Raw genomic sequence first — 15,138 nt, 5'->3', positions numbered from 1 at the left:
CCTCGTCGCCGCCGCGCCGCGCCCCGTGGCCCCGGCGCGGCTGCTGCTGCCCACCGCCGAGGTGGCGCGCGGCACCGGCCGGCCGCTGGGCATCGACCTGGAGCAGAAGCTCGACCTGTCGGCCCTGTGCGTCCCCGGCCTCGCGCCCGCCGAGACCACCCGCTACTGCGTGCTGAGCCGCTGGCGCGGCTCCGAGGCGCTCCTGCTGCTCAACGCCGCCATGTACCAGGAGAGCCGGCGGCGCGGGGTGAGCCACTGGGTGGCCGCGGCCAACATGGAGACGGACTCGCTCGAGGACGCCCGCGTGGTGTGCCGCGTGGCCGAGCGCGAGGGGCTGGTGAGCCAGCGCTGGCACGTGGAGCCGCGGGTGCGTCCGGAGGGGCCCTCGGAGCCGGTGGCGCCCCTCTACTCGCCCGAGCAGCGGCAGCGCGCGAGCGAGGGGGTGCTCGAGCGGCTCCGGCTGCCCCGGACGCTGGCGCTCTTCTCGCGCAAGCTGGGAGCGCGCTTCGTGGGCGACCCGCTCTTCGACACGCAGTTCCGGAGGTACGCCCTGCCGCTCGTCGCGGCGCTGGACGACATCCCGCCCTCCACGCTGGCGCACTTCGAGGCGCTCACCTCCGGCTCGCGGCGCGCCGCCTGAGCCAGCCCCTCCCCCCCTCCCGACGCACCCGCGGGCTCCCCCCCTCCCGCGGCTTCTTTTCCCCACCGTTGCCAACCACCCGCAGCCCATTCCCAGAGGAAACACCATGAACGCCAAGCTGATCGCTGTCCTGGAGCACGAGTCGCAGGAGCTCATCCGCCAGCTGGACGCCCACCCGCGGGCCCGCCAGCTCTTCGAGGGCACCCTGGATGCAGAGACGTACGCCCACTACCTCGTGCAGACGTACCACTACGTGCGCTGGACGACGCCGCTGCTGGCGCTCGCGGGCCGGAGGATGACGGCGCGGGGCCAGCACCCGGTGCTCGCGGGCCTGTTGCTGCAGAAGGCCCAGGAGGAGACGGGGCACGAGAAGTGGTTGCTGGCGGACCTGCGCAACCTCGGGTGGAGCGCCGAGGCCGTGGAGCATGCCCCGTTGAGCCCGGCGGTGGAGGCCTACGTGGCGTGGAATCGGTTCACGGCGGAGGCCGGCTCACCCACGGCCTTCCTGGGGACGGCGTACGTGCTGGAGGCGCTGTCCTCGCTGCGCGCCGGAGTTGCCGCGCGCAACCTGCGCGAGCGCAGCGGCATCCCCGGCATCCACAAGGCCGTCACCTTCTTGCGAGGCCACGGCGACGCGGACGAGGGCCACGTGGCCGAGCTGGCCACCATCCTGGGCTCGCTCACCGACCCCGACGAGTGCGAGGCCCTCGTGCTCTCGGCCCGTACGACGCGCGCCCTCTACCCGGGCCTCTTCGAGGAGACGATGACCGCGGCCCGCGACCTGGGGCCGGCGCGGCACTGAGTTACTCGAGCCGCTCCACCACCAGCGGGCGAGGCGCGGGGGCCTGGGGCCCGAAGTGGTACGACGCGAGCAGCCGCGCCTTCACGTCCTCCACGGGAGCCGGGTCGTTGTAGTGGATGCGCACCACCGGCTCCCCCGCCTTCACGGGCTCGCCCTCCTTGCGCAGCAGGGTGAAGCCCACGGCCGGATCGATGACGCTGTCCACCCGCTGGCGTCCCGCGCCCAGCGCCACCGCCGCCAGGCCCACGCCCTCCGTGTCGATGGCGGTGACGAAGCCGTCCCGCGTCGCCACCACATCCACAGTGGAGCGCGCCCTCGGCAGCAGCCCGTAGTCGTCGATGGCGCGCGGGTCTCCGCCCTGCGCCCAGACGATCTCCTTGAGCTTGAGCACCGCCGTCCCGTCCGCCACCACCTTCCGCAGCTTCTGGCGCGCCTCGGCGATGGAGGCCGCCTTGCCGCTCAGCATCAGCATCTCCGCGGTGAGGGCCAGCGTCACCTCGGTGTAGTCCGCCGGAGCCCTGCCGCGCAGCATCTCCACGGCCTCGACGATCTCCAGGGCGTTGCCCACCGCCCGGCCCAGCGGCTGCTCCATGTCCGTGAGGAGCGCCGTCACCTTGCGGCCCATCTCCGCGCCGATGCCAATCATCGTGCGGGCCAGGGTGCGCGCGTCCTCCACGTTCTTCATGAAGGCTCCGCTGCCCACCTTCACGTCCAGCACCAGCGCGTCGATGCCCTCCGCCAGCTTCTTGCTCATGATGGAGCTGGCGATGAGCGGAATGCAGTCCACCGTGGCCGTCACATCCCGCAGCGCGTAGAGCTTCTTGTCCGCGGGGGCGATGGCGGACGTCTGGCTGATGAGGCAGCACCCCACCTCGCGCACCAGCCGGCGGTACTCGGACACCGGCACGTCCATCTTGAAGCCGGGGATGGACAGCAGCTTGTCTACCGTCCCGCCGGTGTGCCCGAGGCCCCGTCCGGAGATCATCGGCACCGGCACCCCGCAGGCGGCCGCCAGGGGCGCCAGGCTCACCGACACCTTGTCCCCCACCCCACCCGTGGAGTGCTTGTCCACCTTCACGCCGGGTGTGTCCGACAGGTCCACCACCTCGCCGGACTCGAGCATGGCCCGGGTCCAGGCGCCCAGTTCCACCGCGTCCAGCCCGCGGAAGAAGACCGCCATGCACAGGGCGGACATCTGGTAGTCGGGGACCGTCCCCGCCGTGTACGCCTCGATGAACGCCCGGATGTCCTCGGGCGCCAGCCGCTTCCCGTCCCGCTTGGCCTTGATGAGCTCGTAGGGTCTCACGAGAAAAGCCCATAGCAGGAAGGCGGGCGGGCATGCACCGGGAGAAAGTCCCTCCGTCCCCCACTGTCCATCCGGTAGTCGTCACCCGCCCGGCATCTGATAAAGGTGGACTGTCTTGATCTCCCTCCGGCACATCCACAAGCGCTTCGGCGCCGTGACCGCCCTGGATGACGTGTCGCTGGACATCGGCACCGGGGAAGTGCTCGCCCTCGTGGGCGAGAACGGCGCCGGCAAGTCCACGCTGATGAACGTCCTCTACGGGCTCTACCAGGCCGACGCCGGAGAGGTGCTCGTGAAGGGGCAGCCCGTGCGTCTGCGCAGTCCCCGGGACGCCATCGCCCGGGGCATCGGCATGGTGCACCAGCACTTCATGCTCGTCCCCACCCTGACGGTGGCGGAGAACGTGGTGCTCGGCCGCGAGCCCTCGCGCTGGGGCCGGATGGACCTGGACCGGGCGTGCGAGGAGGTGGCCGCCACCTGCGAGCGCTTCGGCTTCAAGCTGGACCCGCGCGCCCGGGTGGACACCCTCTCGGTGGGCTCGCAGCAGAAGGTGGAGATCGTCAAGGCGCTGCACCGGGGCGCCCAGCTGCTCATCCTCGACGAGCCCACCGCGGTGCTCACCCCCCAGGAGTCGGATGACCTCTTCCGGGTGGCGCGCGGGCTGGCGGCCGGCGGTCGCACGGTGGTCTTCATCAGCCACAAGCTGCGCGAGGTGCTGGGCGTGGCCGAGCGGGTGGCGGTGATGCGGCGCGGGCGGCTGGTGGCCGAGGTGCGCGCCGCCAACACCCGCCCCGAGGAGCTGGCCGCGTTGATGGTGGGCGAGTCGCGCGTCCCCCACGCCGAGGCCCAGGCCTACCACCCGCCCGGAGGCGAGAAGCTGCTGGAGGCGAAGGACCTCCAGGCACGCGGGGAGGACGGTCGGCCGGCGCTGCGCGGCGTCTCCCTGGAGGTCCACGCGGGTGAAATCGTCGGCATCGCCGGAGTGGACGGCAATGGCCAGCGGGAGCTCGCCGAGGTGCTCACCGGCCTGCGCCCGCTGGACAGGGGAGCCGGCTCCCTGCTGGGTGGGCCGCTCGGGGACCTGACCCCCGCCGAGGCCCGGCAGCGGGGCGTGGGACACGTGCCCGAGGACCGGCTGTGGCGCGCGGTGGTGAAGGCCATGAGCGTGGAGGAGAACGTGGCCCTGGGGCGGCAGGCGCAGGCGCCCTTCGCCCGGGGCGCGCGGGTGGATTTCGAGGGTCGGCGCGAGCGCACCCGGGCGCTGCTCCAGGCCTATGACGTGCGGCCGCCGGATCCCGAGGTGCCACTCCAGGCGCTCTCGGGCGGCAACCAGCAGAAGGTGGTGGTGGCGCGCGAGCTGGACGCGGCGCCGAAGCTGCTGGTGGTGGTGCAGCCCACGCGCGGCCTGGACATCGGCGCGGTGGCGCAGGTGCAGTCGAAGCTGCGCGAAGCGCGCGATCGGGGTGCCGGCGTGCTGCTCGTCTCGTTGGACCTGGAGGAAGTCCTGGCGCTGGCCGATCGCATCTACGTCTTCTTCGAGGGGCGCATCACCGGCAGCTTCACCCGGCCGGAGTTCGACGAGCGGGAGATTGGCCGCCGGATGCTCGGCACGGGGACGGAGGTGGCCCATGGGTGACCGGCTGCGCGCGGTGCTCCCGTCCGTCTTCTCCGTGTTCTTCGCGCTGGCGGTGTGCTGGGTGTTCATCGCCCTCACGCGCGACGCGGAGACCGCCAGCGAGGCCTACCTGCAGATGCTCCGCGGCGGCCTGGGTGACTGGCCGATGTACCTCGACGGGGGCCGCGTCACCCTGCTGACCCGGCCCTTCGGCGAGGCCGCCATCAAGGCCTCCCTGCTGCTCCTCACGGGCCTGTCCGTCACGGTGGCCTTCAAGGTGGGCCTCTTCAACATCGGCGCCCAGGGGCAGATGTTGGTGGGCGCGCTCGCGGCGGCGGTGGTGGGCGCGCAGCTGCGACTGCCCTCCGCGCCGCACGTGCTGGTGGCGCTGCTCGCGGCCTGCGTGGCGGGCGGCCTGTGGGCGCTCATCGCCGCGGCCCTCAAGCTCACCCGCGGCGTCCACGAGGTCATCTCCACCATCATGCTCAACTGGGTGGCGGTGAGCCTGGTGGACAACTGGCTGGTGGTGGGCCCGCTCCGGGCCGGTGCCGGCGCCGGCCTCTCCACCACGGGCACCGCTGAAATCGCCACCGGCGCGCAACTGCCCCGGCTGCTCGGGGAGCTGTCCCGGCTGAACCTCGGCTTCCCGCTGGCGCTGGCGGTGGCGCTGGCCATCTGGGTGTGGCTCGCGCGGCTGCGCTCGGGCTTCGAGACGCGCGCGGTGGGCCTGGGCGCCGAGGCGGCTCGGGCCGCGGGGATTCCCGTCGCGCGGCGCACCGCCCAGGCCATGGGCATCGCGGGCGCGCTCGCGGGCCTGGCCGGCGCGGTGCTGGTGCTCGGCACCGAGTTCAAGTACCCGGGCTCGCTGGGCGCTCCCTACGGCTTCGATGGCATCGCCATCTCCCTCATCGGCGGCAACCACCCGCTGGGCGTGGCCCTGTCCGCCCTCTTCTTCGGGGTGCTGCGAGCGGGAGGCACGCGCATGCAGCTTCTGGGCGTCCACAAGAGCTACCCCGAGCTCATCCAGGGCCTGGCGCTGCTCTTCGTTGCGGGCCGGCTGGTATGGCTCGCCCTGCTGCGCCGACGTCAGGTGACGGCCCCCGTGACGCCCAACAAGCAGCCGGAGCCGAGCCCGGAGGTGCCCCGTGCTTGAGATTCTGGAAGCCCTCCTCTCCTCCACCCTGGAGTACTGCCCGGCGCTCGTCTTCGCCGCGCTGGGGGGCGTGCTCTGCGAGCGCTCCGGCGTGGTGAACGTGGGCATCGAGGGGATGATGCGCGCGGGCGCCTTCTGCGCGGCCGTGGCGGCCATCTCCATGCCCACGCCCGTGGGGGTGGTGATGGGCATGCTCGCTGGCGCCGGCATGGCCGCGGTGCACGGCTACCTCTGCATCCGCTGGCGCTCGGACCAGGTGGTGTCCGGCATGGCTCTCAACCTCGTGGCGCTCGCCGGGGGCACCTACCTCCTCGAGTCCCTCTACGGGCCCAACGGCACGCCCCCCATCCAGCAGCTCACCCGCTGGAACCTCCCCGGCCTGTCCGAGGTGCCGCTGCTGCGCGCCTTCTCCGGGCACTCGGCCCTCACGTGGTTGGCCCTGGCACTGCCCTTCGCCTTCCACTGGGTGCTGTACCGCACGCCCCTGGGCCTGCGGCTGCGCGCGGTGGGCGAGAAGCCCCACGCCGTGGCCACCCTGGGCCTGTCCGTACCGGGGCTGCGCTGGCTCGCCGTGCTGGGCAGCGGGCTGCTCTCGGGACTGGGCGGGGCCACGCTCTCCACCGCCGTGCTGGACCGCTTCGAGCAGCACACCCCGGCGGGCCTCGGCTTCATGGCCCTGGCCGCCATGGTGTTCGGCCGCTGGACGCCCCTGGGCGCCTTCCTCGCCGCGCTCTTCTTCGCCGCTGGCAACGCCCTGCGCATCGGCCTGGCCTCCAGCGCCCCCGGCCTCCTGGAGGTGGTGCCCCAGGGCTTCCTCCTCGCCCTGCCCTACTTCCTGACGCTGGTGCTGCTCGCCCTCCAGGGCCAGCGCACCCACGCCCCCGCGGCACTCGGCACACCCTACGAGCAGGAGTCTCGCTGAGCCAGTCCGCCAACTGCCCGACTTTCCTCGGGCCCCGGGTACGCGTTTCTACCGGGTGGGTCCTCCGAAACCCGGGTATTCCCTGACCGGGATTCACGCCCGACCCACCCCTGGGGATGTAGTCGCAGGGAGGAGTGGGTGGACCTTCCCGTGAAGGACGTTTCAAGCGCCGGAGCTTCCAGGAAGAAGCCGTGGAGCGTCCGTCCCCCGACACCCGAGGGAGGGCAGCGAGACACCCGGCACGCCCATCGCATGGTATGCGCGGCACACCAGGGGGTCCTGGCGCGGGCGCGCGAGTCGTGCGGGGACGGTGGACGGAGGCGGGTTGAGCGGCGTCCTGAAGCAACACGGGCGGGTGGGGAGCCGACAATGAAGCCAGACACTGCACACGAGGCACGAGGTGAAGCGATGAGCGCACTGGCGATGGCCTCCAGGCCGCGGATGACGGTGATGAGCGAAGTCCCGAGTCACCTGAGTGTCGCCGGTCCGCTGGACGGCACCGACGTGCAGAGCGTCGACCTGGGTGCGCTGGTGAAGCACGCGGTGGCCCTGCTCCAGGCCACGGGCCACGTGAAGGAGGCCGAGGTGCAGGTGGAGCTGCCGCACGAGCCGGTGTGCGCGTGGCTGAGCCGGCGGAGGCTGGAGCAGGTGCTCTTCCACCTCATCACCCACGCGGTGAACGCGCAGCGGGGCGAGGGAACCAGCGTGCGTGCCGTTCGGGTGACGGTGGAGCCGCAGGACGACTTCGGGGACTACGGCCCCACCTTCCGCGTGCGCTACGCGGAGCGGGCGCGTGCCGAGCAGGAGACCGCCGCCGAGGGCTCGCGGGAGACGGACCTGGCGGTGGCGCGCGAGCTGCTGGAGTCCCTGGGTGGCCGCCTCACGGCGAAGAGCCACGGGCTGACGGGGCGCACCCTCTCGGTGGAGCTGCCGGACCAGGGCACCGCGAGCTGGTAGCGCTCGCGGGCCCGGAGTGCCCACGGACTAGAACTTGTAGGCGAGGCCGAACAGCGCCTCCATTGTGAAGCGAGCCTGACGGCCCCGGTAGCGGATGAAGTCGTCGTTGGGGAAGATGGACGGCCCCATCCGCACGTTGAAGTTCACGGCGAGGTCGCGGCTGATGAAGTACTCGAGCCCGCCGCCGAAGAGGATGGGGAAGACCGGACCGCCGCCCGTGCCGAAGATGACGTAGAACGGGATGTCCATGCCCAGGTTGAGCATGACGGCACTGCCCACGGGGATGCCCACCGTGAGGGCGATGGGCAGCGTCAGGCCCACGTCGGTGCCGTTGTTGTAGAAGTAGAAGAAGGGCCCGGGAGCGAAGCTCAGCCCCACGTTCACCCGCGACGACTGCAGCAGCATCAGCCGCACCCAGGCCTGCAGCTTCAGCCCCGGCACCACGCTGGTGACGATGCCCTCGCGGCCGTAGTTGAAGGTGAACCTGCCGCCGATGTCGAACTTCGGCGTGGCCCCGTGCAGCAGGCCCAGCGAGATGCCCGGCCAACCCACCTGGCCCACGAAGGCGGTGCCGCCCTGCCCCATCGTCTGGCCCGAGAGCACGGACCAGCCCTGGCCCCGGCCGTAGGAGGCCTGCCCCTCCTCCTGTGCCATCGCGACGCTCGCGACGCAGAGGACACCCAACAGCACACCCCTCAGAATGTTGCGCTTCACGCACCCACCTCCGGCTGCCCCCGCTCGCGCGCCAGCGCGATGAAGGCCTCGATGAGCTTCTGGAGTCGGGCCTCCGCCCGGGCGCGCGCGGCTTCCACCGGCTCGCCGGAGCCCAGCGTCTCCTTCAGCTCGAAGTAGTATTTGATCTTCGGCTCCGTCCCGGACGGCCGTGCCGTCACGCGCCCGCCGCCTTCCAACTCGAAGGCGAGCACGTTGGACGGAGGGAGCTTCTCGCCCTTCTTGTAGTCGAGGACGGACTTCACCCCCAGCGCTCCCACGCGCGAGGGCTGCGAGCGGCGGAAGCCCTCCATGATGCGCGAGATGACCTGCGCGCCCTCGGCGCCCGGGAAGGTGAAGTTGCGCTGCGCGCTCACGTAGAGGCCGAAGCGGCGCTGGATCTCCTCCAGGTAGCCGAGCACCGTCTGCCCACGCGACTCGCACCAGGCGGCGAGGTCCGCGAACACCAGCGCCGCGCCGATGCCGTCCTTGTCCCGGCACACGGTGCCCACCGTGTAGCCGAGCGCCTCCTCGTAGCCGAAGACGAACCGCGTGCCCTCGGACTTCTCGCGCTCCAGGGCGCGGTTGGCGATCCACTTGAAGCCGGTGAGCACCTCGTCATACGCGGCGCCCAGCTCGCGGGCGATGTCCCCGAGCTGCGTGGAGGACACGATGGTGGTGACGACATGGGGCCGGGTGCTCCGCGTGGTCCCCTGCACCAGCACGTAGTGGCCCAGCAGCACGCCCACCTCGTTGCCGGTGAGCATCCGCAGCGTCCCCGCCCCGTCGCGCACCATCACCGCCAGCCGGTCCGCGTCCGGGTCGTTGGCGAGCACCAGGTTCGCCTTCACGCGCTCGGCGGTGGCGAGCGACAGATCCATCGCCCCGGGCTCCTCGGGGTTGGGAAAGCGCACGGTGGGGAAGGTGCCGTCCGGCTGGTGCTGCTCGGCCACGACGTGGACGTTGAGGAAGCCCGCCCGTTGCAGGGCCCGCTCCATCCACACGCCCCCCACGCCGTGCATGGCGGTGTAGACGATGGAGGAGTCCGAGCCGCGCCCATGCAGGCGCAGCCCGAGAATGGCGTCCAGGTACGCCTCGCCGAGCGAGTCCGGCACGTCCCGCCACAGCCCACGCGCGTGCGCCTCCGAGCGGCTGAGCAGCGGCACCTGGTTGGCGGGCTCCACCTTCGCGATGGCCGCGGCGATGCCCTTGTCCTGGGGCGGGATGATTTGAGCGCCGTTGCCCCAGTACACCTTGTAGCCGTTGTACTCGGGCGGGTTGTGGCTGGCCGTCACCACCACCGCCGCCGCGGCGTTGAGGTGCAGGGCGGCGAAGGCGACGAGCGGCGTGGGCGACAGGGAGGGGAAGACGTGCGCCGGAATGCCCTCGGCGGCGAGCACGCAGGCGGTGTCCTCGGCGAACTCGGCGCTCATCCGCCGGCCGTCTCGGCCAATCACCACGCCCCGGGTGGCCACGTCCGGGACGGTGGCCTTGAGGTAGCGCGCGAGCCCCGCCGTGGTGCGGCGAATGACGGCGCGGTTCATCCGGTTGGGCCCCGCGCCCAGCACGCCTCGCAGGCCCGCGGTGCCGAACTCCAGGTCACCCGCGAACCGGTCCGCCAGGTCCGCCCCATCGCCACGCGCCAGGACGCCCCGCAGCTCCTCGACGGTGGCCGGGTCCGGATCCGCCCGCAGCCATGCCTCCGCCTTCTCCTTCAATCCCGTGTCCATGCACCCCTCCTCTTAAGGCCCCCCACGTGGCGAGAACGTGGAAAGCCCGCGGCCTCTGTTCAGCGATGGTCAGACGTCAGGTGTAGTCGGTGATCTTGCGTCGGGTAGGACCCCCTTTGGGGGCGTCCTTCTGTCCCTGGCAGCTCACGCAGAACTCCACGTAGGGCATGGCCTCCATGCGCCCGAGCGGAATCTCGTCGCCGCACTCCTCGCACTCGCCGAAGGAGTCCGGGTCCTCGCGCACCTTGCCCAGCGCCTTCACCACCCGCTGGAGCACGACGTCCGTGTTCCGGTTCCGGTTGGAGGCGATGGCCTGCATCATCTCGTTGAGCGGCTGCTCGTCCTCGTCGCCGCCCACCCGCGCCTCGTCCGTGCGGTTGGGCTCGACCTTCGCTGGCGCCTTGCCCGTCAGCTCGGCGTGGAGCGCCAACAATTTCTGCTTCAACTTCTCGCGCTGTGCCTCGGTCACGTCGCAGCTCCACGTGGGGGCTAGTACTTCGCGGTGGACCTCTGTCCGGAGACGATGGCCACGGAAGCCGACGCCCCGAGGCGGTTGGCTCCCGCCTGAATCATCTTCAGCGCATCCTCCGCCGAGCGGATGCCTCCGGAGGCCTTCACCCCCACCTCATCGCCCACCAGTTGACGCATGAGCGCGATGTCCTCCACGGTGGCGCCGCCGGTGCTGAAGCCAGTGGACGTCTTCACGAAGGCCGCGCCCGCCGCCTTGGCCAGCACGCAGCCGGCGATCTTCTCGTCCTGGGACAGCAGGCTCGTCTCGAGGATGACCTTCACCGGGTAGGGTCGGCTGGCCTCCACCACCCGGGTGATGTCCTCGAGGACGAGCGTGTAGTCCCGGGCCTTGAGCGCGCCGATGGAGATGACCATGTCGATCTCCCGCGCCCCGGCGGCGATGGCCTCGCGGGCCTCGAAGGCCTTGGCACTGGAGAGCGCCGCGCCCAGGGGGAAGCCCACCACGGCGATGGGCACCGAGCGCGAGCCGGCCAGGATGCCCGCCACCGTGGCCACATGGCACGAGTTCACGCACACCGTGGCGAAGCCGTGCTCCACCGCCTCGCGGGCCACCCGGGCGACGTCCTCGCGGGTGGCCTCGGGCTTGAGCAGCGTGTGGTCGATGTAGGGCGCCAGGTCCGCGTTGCTCCGGATGGAGTCGGGGGAGAGGCGAGCGGTAGCGATCCGCGCCTCTCCGCCTGCTCGGGAACCAGGCATGCTGCGGCGGACGTGGTCGGCGATCTCCTCGACGACCCGCTGGATGTCTTGGGCCTCGGCCATGGGGGGCCATGTAACCCACTCCGGGCCGCTCGGGAAGCACTCGTGCGGGGTCCCCCCCGACGTCATGCAGCCGACGTCCGCCCCATGGGGTAGAGTCGCGTCCATGGCCCTCGTGCGGCTTCTTCTCGCCCTCCTCGTCCTGCTCGCCGCCCTGCCGGGCCGGGCCGCGTCGCGGACCGATTCGCTCAAACCCCTCACCGTCTACTTCTTCGACGTGGGGCAGGGGGACTCGGCGCTCATCGTCTCGCCCAGCGGCAAGACGGTCCTCATCGACGGGGGCCCTCCCGAGGCCGATGACCGGCTGGTGCCCCGCGTGCGCGAGCTCGTGAAGGGTCCCATCGACCTCGTCATCCTCAGCCACCCGCACCTGGACCACCTGGGCAGCCTCGCGAAGATTCTCCAGGCGGTGGGGGCCCGGCGCTTCATGGACCCGGGCTACGACCACTCGAGCGAGGCCTACCGCAAGCTGCTGAGCGTGGTGGACAAGAAGGTGGGCCAGGTGATGACGCCCACGCCCAACCCGAGCGCGCCCGAGACGCTGCTCACCATCGGCCTGGGCGAGGGCGCGACGCTCACCATCCTCTCGCCGCGCGCCCCGCAGGACCCGTTCCTCACCCACACGCGCTCGGACGTCAACGCCAACTCCATCGTCGCCAAGCTCACCTACGGGGAGACGGCGTTCCTCTTCGTGGGTGACGCGGAGCCGGAGACGGAGGAGTACCTGCTGCGCCAGCCCATCGACTTCACCTCCACCGTGCTGAAGGTGGGCCACCATGGAGGCCGCCACTCCTCCACCGCGCCCTTCCTCGCGGCGGTCAATCCCCAGGCGGCCGTCATCTCCTGCTCCACGAACAACGAATACGGGCACCCCACCACCGAGGCCCTGCAACGGCTCGGCGACGTGGGCGCGCGCATCTTCCGCACCGACCTCCAGGGCGAGGTGCGGGCGGTGAGCAACGGCACCACCGTCACCCTCTCGACCCAGAAGGGCCGGAGCGCGCCCACCGTCGTCACCGGCCAGGTGCGCGGCCCCGTCGCCACCGGTCCCATGCGCTCACGCGCCGACGACACCTCCTCTTCCCGGGTGGTGCGCGTGAAGGGCACGCTGTCGGAGCGCGGGGACACGAGCCCGGCCATGGCCTCCGGTGCGGGGCCTTTCGTGAGCCTCAAGGGCAGCGAGGTGTTCCACCTCGAGAGCTGCTCGTCACTCAAGCGGGCGAAGACGAAGGAGCGCACGATGTACTCGACCCGATCCGCCGCCGTGCGCGAGCGTCGCCCCGCCAAGGATTGCAACCCATGAGCCGCCCTGTCCGTCACCTGGTCGCCCTGCTCGGCGTGCTGTTCGCCTGTGCCTGCGAGCAGCAGCAGCCTCCCGCCCCCGCTCCTGGCCCCCAGACCCCAGCTGCCCTGGCGCGCCACTACTTCGGCAGCCCGGCCGACGGGAAGCTGCACGTCTACTTCTTCGACGTGGGCCAGGGAGACGCCGCCCTCATCATCTCGCCCACCGGGCGCACGGTGCTCGTCGACGCCGGCCCCGCCGCCGCTGGCTCCCACCTGGCCAACCGTCTGCCCGAGCTGCTCACCGACAAGCTCGACCTCGTCGTCCTCACCCACCCGCGCCCGGACCACTACAGCGGGCTCGCGGCGGCCGTGGGCGCGGTGGGCGCGCGCAAGCTGCTCGAGCCCCAGCACCCCGAAACGCCCGCGGACTACGACGCGCTGCTCACCTCGCTCGGGAGCACCGGGGTGGAGATCTTCTCGCCCGCGCCCTCCCCGTCCGCGCCCAACGAGCCCCTGAGCCTGCCGCTCGGCGGCGACGCGGTGCTGACCGTCCTCTGGCCGCGCGCCCCCACCGAGCCGCTGCTCACCGGAGAGTCCGCCTCGGAGGCCAACTCCATCGTCCTGCGGCTCACCTACAAGGCCACCACCGTCCTGCTGACCGGCGATGCGCGGGAGCAGACCGAGAGCCACCTCCTCGCGCGGGAGATGCCAGTGCGCGCCACGCTGCTGAAGGTGGGCGCCCACGGCGCGGGCTCGGCCTCCAGCGCCGCCTTCCTCGCGGCGGTGCACCCTCGGGCCGCCATCATCTCCGCCGACGTGGCCAACACCCCGGACAAGGCCGTGCTCAACCGGCTGGAGTCGGTGAAGGCCCGCGTCTTCCGCACCGACCGGGACGGCGAGGTCCACGCCGTGAGCGACGGCCAGCAGTTCACCCTCACCACGCAGCGGCTCCCCGCGGGGGCGCAGCCGGCCACCGGCAACGTCTTCGTGGGCCTCGACAACACCCCCGTGGCCACGGCCGCCGTGCAGCCCGCCTCTGGACGTGTCCCCTCGAAGGGTGAGGCGAACCCGACACGCCTCGCCACCGCCGGGGAGGCCGGCAAGGCGCAGACAGGCACGAAGTCGGACATCGACCTGGAGGCGGGCTCCGCGGCGACCCCGAAGGCGACCTCGGTGACGAAGCCGGGCAAGGACGAGCGCGCCTCCCCGGCGGCGAGCGGCAAGATGCAGACCTACGTCGCCAGCCGCAAGAGCAAGCTCTTCCACGTGCCGAGCTGCCCCGGCGCCAAGCAGATCAAACCCGCGAACCTGGTCACCTTCAAAACCCGGGCCGAGGCGATGCAGCACAACGAGCCGGCCAGGGACTGCAAGCCCTGAAGAGGAGCCCGCGCGCCATGCCCAAGGTCACCCTGGACCGCTTCGAGGAAGAGCTCGCCGTGCTCATCGTGGACGGGCGGGAGGTGACGCGCCCACGCGCGCAGTTGCCCGCCGAGGCCCGCGAGGGCGACGTGCTGGACCTGGACACCTTGAAGGTGGACCCGGACGCCACCGAGCGCCTGCGCGCCGAGGTGCGCCGGGCGCGCAAGCGGGCCCAGAAGAAGACGCCCCCTCCGGGGAACTTCGACCTGTAGCCCGGGGAGGCCCCGAGCCGCTCAGGCCGGCTGCGCCGGAGGACGCGCGCGCGGCAGCAGCCCCGCGAGGAGCACCGCGCTCAACCCGGCGAGCGCCCCCGCGGTGACGAAGGCGGTGGTGCTGCCCCAGAGCGTCCACAGCGAGCCGAAGAGCAGCCCCGCGACGAGCGAGGAGACGCCCGTCAGCCCGTTGTACAGGCCGAAGGCGCGCCCGCGGGCCTCGGCCGGCACCAGCGCGGTGAGCAGCGACTTCTCCGCCCCCTCCGCCATCGCGTGGTACAGCCCGTAGATGGCGATGACGCTCATCGTCAGGGTCACCCCGCGAGCCCACGCGAGCGCGAGGTAGCTCAGCGCGTAGAGGGACCAGCCCGCCAGGACGAGCCGCGACGCCCCCAGCCGGTCCGCGAGCCGGCCCGCCGGGAACGAGACGGCGGACTTCACCGCCTGCAGCAGCAGCCACGCCATGGGCAGGAACTCGGGCGGGGCCCCCTCCTCGGTCAGCTTCAGCAGGAGGAAGGCATCGGTGGAGTTGGCCACGCCGAAGAGGGCGACGGGGGCGAGGTAGAAGGCAATCCGCCTCGGCACGGGCGCGAGCGCGCCGGTGACACCCGTGGCCGGGACGTGGGCGGGGCGCACAGGCTCGCGGACGAACAGGATGGCCAGCACCCCGAGCAGCCCCGGCACCGCCGCGACGAAGAACACCTGCTGCACGCTCAGGCCCACGGCCACCAACAGCATCGCGGCGAGCGCGCCCACCGCGGCCCCCGCGTGGTCCATGCCCCGGTGGAAGCCGAAGGCCCGGCCGCGGGCGCCCGCGTCGACGGACTGGGCGATGAGCGCATCGCGAGGGCTGGAGCGCACGCCCTTGCCCACCCGGTCCAGCACTCGGATGACGACGGGCTGCCAGGCCGCGGTGACGAAGGCCATCAGCGGGCGAGCCACGCTGGACAGGCCGTAGCCCGTGAGCACCATGGGCTTGAGGCGGCGCGCCCGGTCCGCCCAGACGCCGGACTGGTACTTGAGGACGGAGGCGACCAGGTCCGCCACCCCCTCCATGGTGCCCAGCAGCAGGGGCGCCGCCGGCAACCTCGCGGCGAGGA

Annotated in this window: 15 protein-coding genes; 9 read left to right on the top strand and 6 right to left on the bottom strand. The window is 72.0% G+C overall.

The window, feature by feature from the left end:
• Together VF697_RS17810 and VF697_RS17805 are read left to right on the top strand one after the other, a co-directional pair.
• A partial coding sequence (locus VF697_RS17810) for a GNAT family N-acetyltransferase (protein WP_331096546.1) occupies positions 1 to 640 on the top strand: 640 nt, incomplete at its 5' end.
• Positions 641 to 746: 106 nt separating this feature from the next.
• Positions 747 to 1,442 carry an iron-containing redox enzyme family protein gene (locus tag VF697_RS17805; RefSeq protein WP_331096544.1) on the top strand — a complete coding sequence of 232 codons (696 nt, stop codon included), beginning with the start codon at positions 747 to 749 and terminating at the stop codon, positions 1,440 to 1,442.
• Position 1,443: 1 nt separating this feature from the next.
• Here VF697_RS17805 and VF697_RS17800 read toward each other — a convergent pair whose 3' ends face one another.
• Entirely contained in the window at positions 1,444 to 2,748 is a 1,305-nt protein-coding gene (locus VF697_RS17800) for a thymidine phosphorylase (RefSeq protein WP_331096542.1), read from the bottom strand.
• A gap of 172 nt (positions 2,749 to 2,920) precedes the next feature.
• Here VF697_RS17800 and VF697_RS17795 point away from each other — a divergent pair, with 172 nt between their 5' ends.
• From VF697_RS17795 to VF697_RS17780, 4 genes are all read left to right on the top strand, one after another.
• The gene (locus tag VF697_RS17795) at positions 2,921 to 4,384 is read left to right on the top strand and encodes an ABC transporter ATP-binding protein (RefSeq protein WP_331096548.1); all 1,464 of its coding nucleotides are present in this window, start codon (positions 2,921 to 2,923) and stop codon (positions 4,382 to 4,384) included.
• Complete coding sequence (locus VF697_RS17790) at positions 4,377 to 5,516, top strand: ABC transporter permease (RefSeq protein WP_331096538.1); 1,140 nt, start codon at positions 4,377 to 4,379, stop codon at positions 5,514 to 5,516. Before VF697_RS17795 ends, VF697_RS17790 begins: the two co-directional genes overlap by 8 nt.
• On the top strand, positions 5,509 to 6,438 hold the full coding sequence (locus VF697_RS17785) for an ABC transporter permease (RefSeq protein ID WP_331096536.1): 930 nt from the start codon (positions 5,509 to 5,511) through the stop codon (positions 6,436 to 6,438). Before VF697_RS17790 ends, VF697_RS17785 begins: the two co-directional genes overlap by 8 nt.
• Before the next feature lie 408 nt (positions 6,439 to 6,846).
• Complete coding sequence (locus tag VF697_RS17780) at positions 6,847 to 7,395, top strand: sensor histidine kinase (protein WP_331096534.1); 549 nt, start codon at positions 6,847 to 6,849, stop codon at positions 7,393 to 7,395.
• A gap of 27 nt (positions 7,396 to 7,422) precedes the next feature.
• On the opposite strand, the gene VF697_RS17775 is transcribed toward VF697_RS17780, so the two are convergent.
• The 4 genes from VF697_RS17775 to deoC form a co-directional block, all read right to left on the bottom strand.
• Complete coding sequence (locus tag VF697_RS17775; protein WP_331096533.1) at positions 7,423 to 8,109, bottom strand: hypothetical protein; 687 nt, start codon at positions 8,107 to 8,109, stop codon at positions 7,423 to 7,425.
• The gene (locus VF697_RS17770) at positions 8,106 to 9,836 is read right to left on the bottom strand and encodes a phospho-sugar mutase (protein ID WP_331096531.1); all 1,731 of its coding nucleotides are present in this window, start codon (positions 9,834 to 9,836) and stop codon (positions 8,106 to 8,108) included. The genes VF697_RS17775 and VF697_RS17770 overlap by 4 nt, the downstream gene beginning before the upstream one ends.
• A gap of 76 nt (positions 9,837 to 9,912) precedes the next feature.
• Positions 9,913 to 10,305 (bottom strand): TraR/DksA family transcriptional regulator, encoded by a 393-nt coding sequence (locus VF697_RS17765; protein ID WP_331096529.1) that lies wholly within the window; start codon positions 10,303 to 10,305, stop codon positions 9,913 to 9,915.
• A 20-nt stretch (positions 10,306 to 10,325) separates the two neighbouring features.
• Positions 10,326 to 11,126, bottom strand: a complete 801-nt coding sequence (gene deoC, locus VF697_RS17760) for a deoxyribose-phosphate aldolase (protein WP_331096527.1) — start codon at positions 11,124 to 11,126, stop codon at positions 10,326 to 10,328.
• A gap of 103 nt (positions 11,127 to 11,229) precedes the next feature.
• Here deoC and VF697_RS17755 point away from each other — a divergent pair, with 103 nt between their 5' ends.
• The 3 genes from VF697_RS17755 to VF697_RS17745 are packed head-to-tail and all read left to right on the top strand — an operon-like array spanning position 11,230 to position 14,038.
• Entirely contained in the window at positions 11,230 to 12,426 is a 1,197-nt protein-coding gene (locus VF697_RS17755) for a ComEC/Rec2 family competence protein (RefSeq protein WP_331096525.1), read from the top strand.
• Positions 12,423 to 13,784 carry a ComEC/Rec2 family competence protein gene (locus tag VF697_RS17750; protein WP_331096524.1) on the top strand — a complete coding sequence of 454 codons (1,362 nt, stop codon included), beginning with the start codon at positions 12,423 to 12,425 and terminating at the stop codon, positions 13,782 to 13,784. Before VF697_RS17755 ends, VF697_RS17750 begins: the two co-directional genes overlap by 4 nt.
• A 17-nt stretch (positions 13,785 to 13,801) precedes the next feature.
• Positions 13,802 to 14,038, top strand: coding sequence for a DUF3006 domain-containing protein (locus tag VF697_RS17745; RefSeq protein ID WP_331096522.1), 237 nt, complete (start codon positions 13,802 to 13,804; stop codon positions 14,036 to 14,038).
• A gap of 21 nt (positions 14,039 to 14,059) precedes the next feature.
• Here the strand turns inward: VF697_RS17745 and VF697_RS17740 are convergent.
• On the bottom strand, positions 14,060 to 15,138 hold a 1,079-nt coding region (locus tag VF697_RS17740), incomplete at its 5' end, for an MFS transporter (protein ID WP_331096520.1).

Source organism: Archangium sp. (assembly GCF_036388035.1).
In the GTDB taxonomy this organism is placed as follows: Bacteria; Myxococcota; Myxococcia; order Myxococcales; family Myxococcaceae; genus Archangium.
This window is presented reverse-complemented; position numbering and strand designations above follow the sequence as displayed.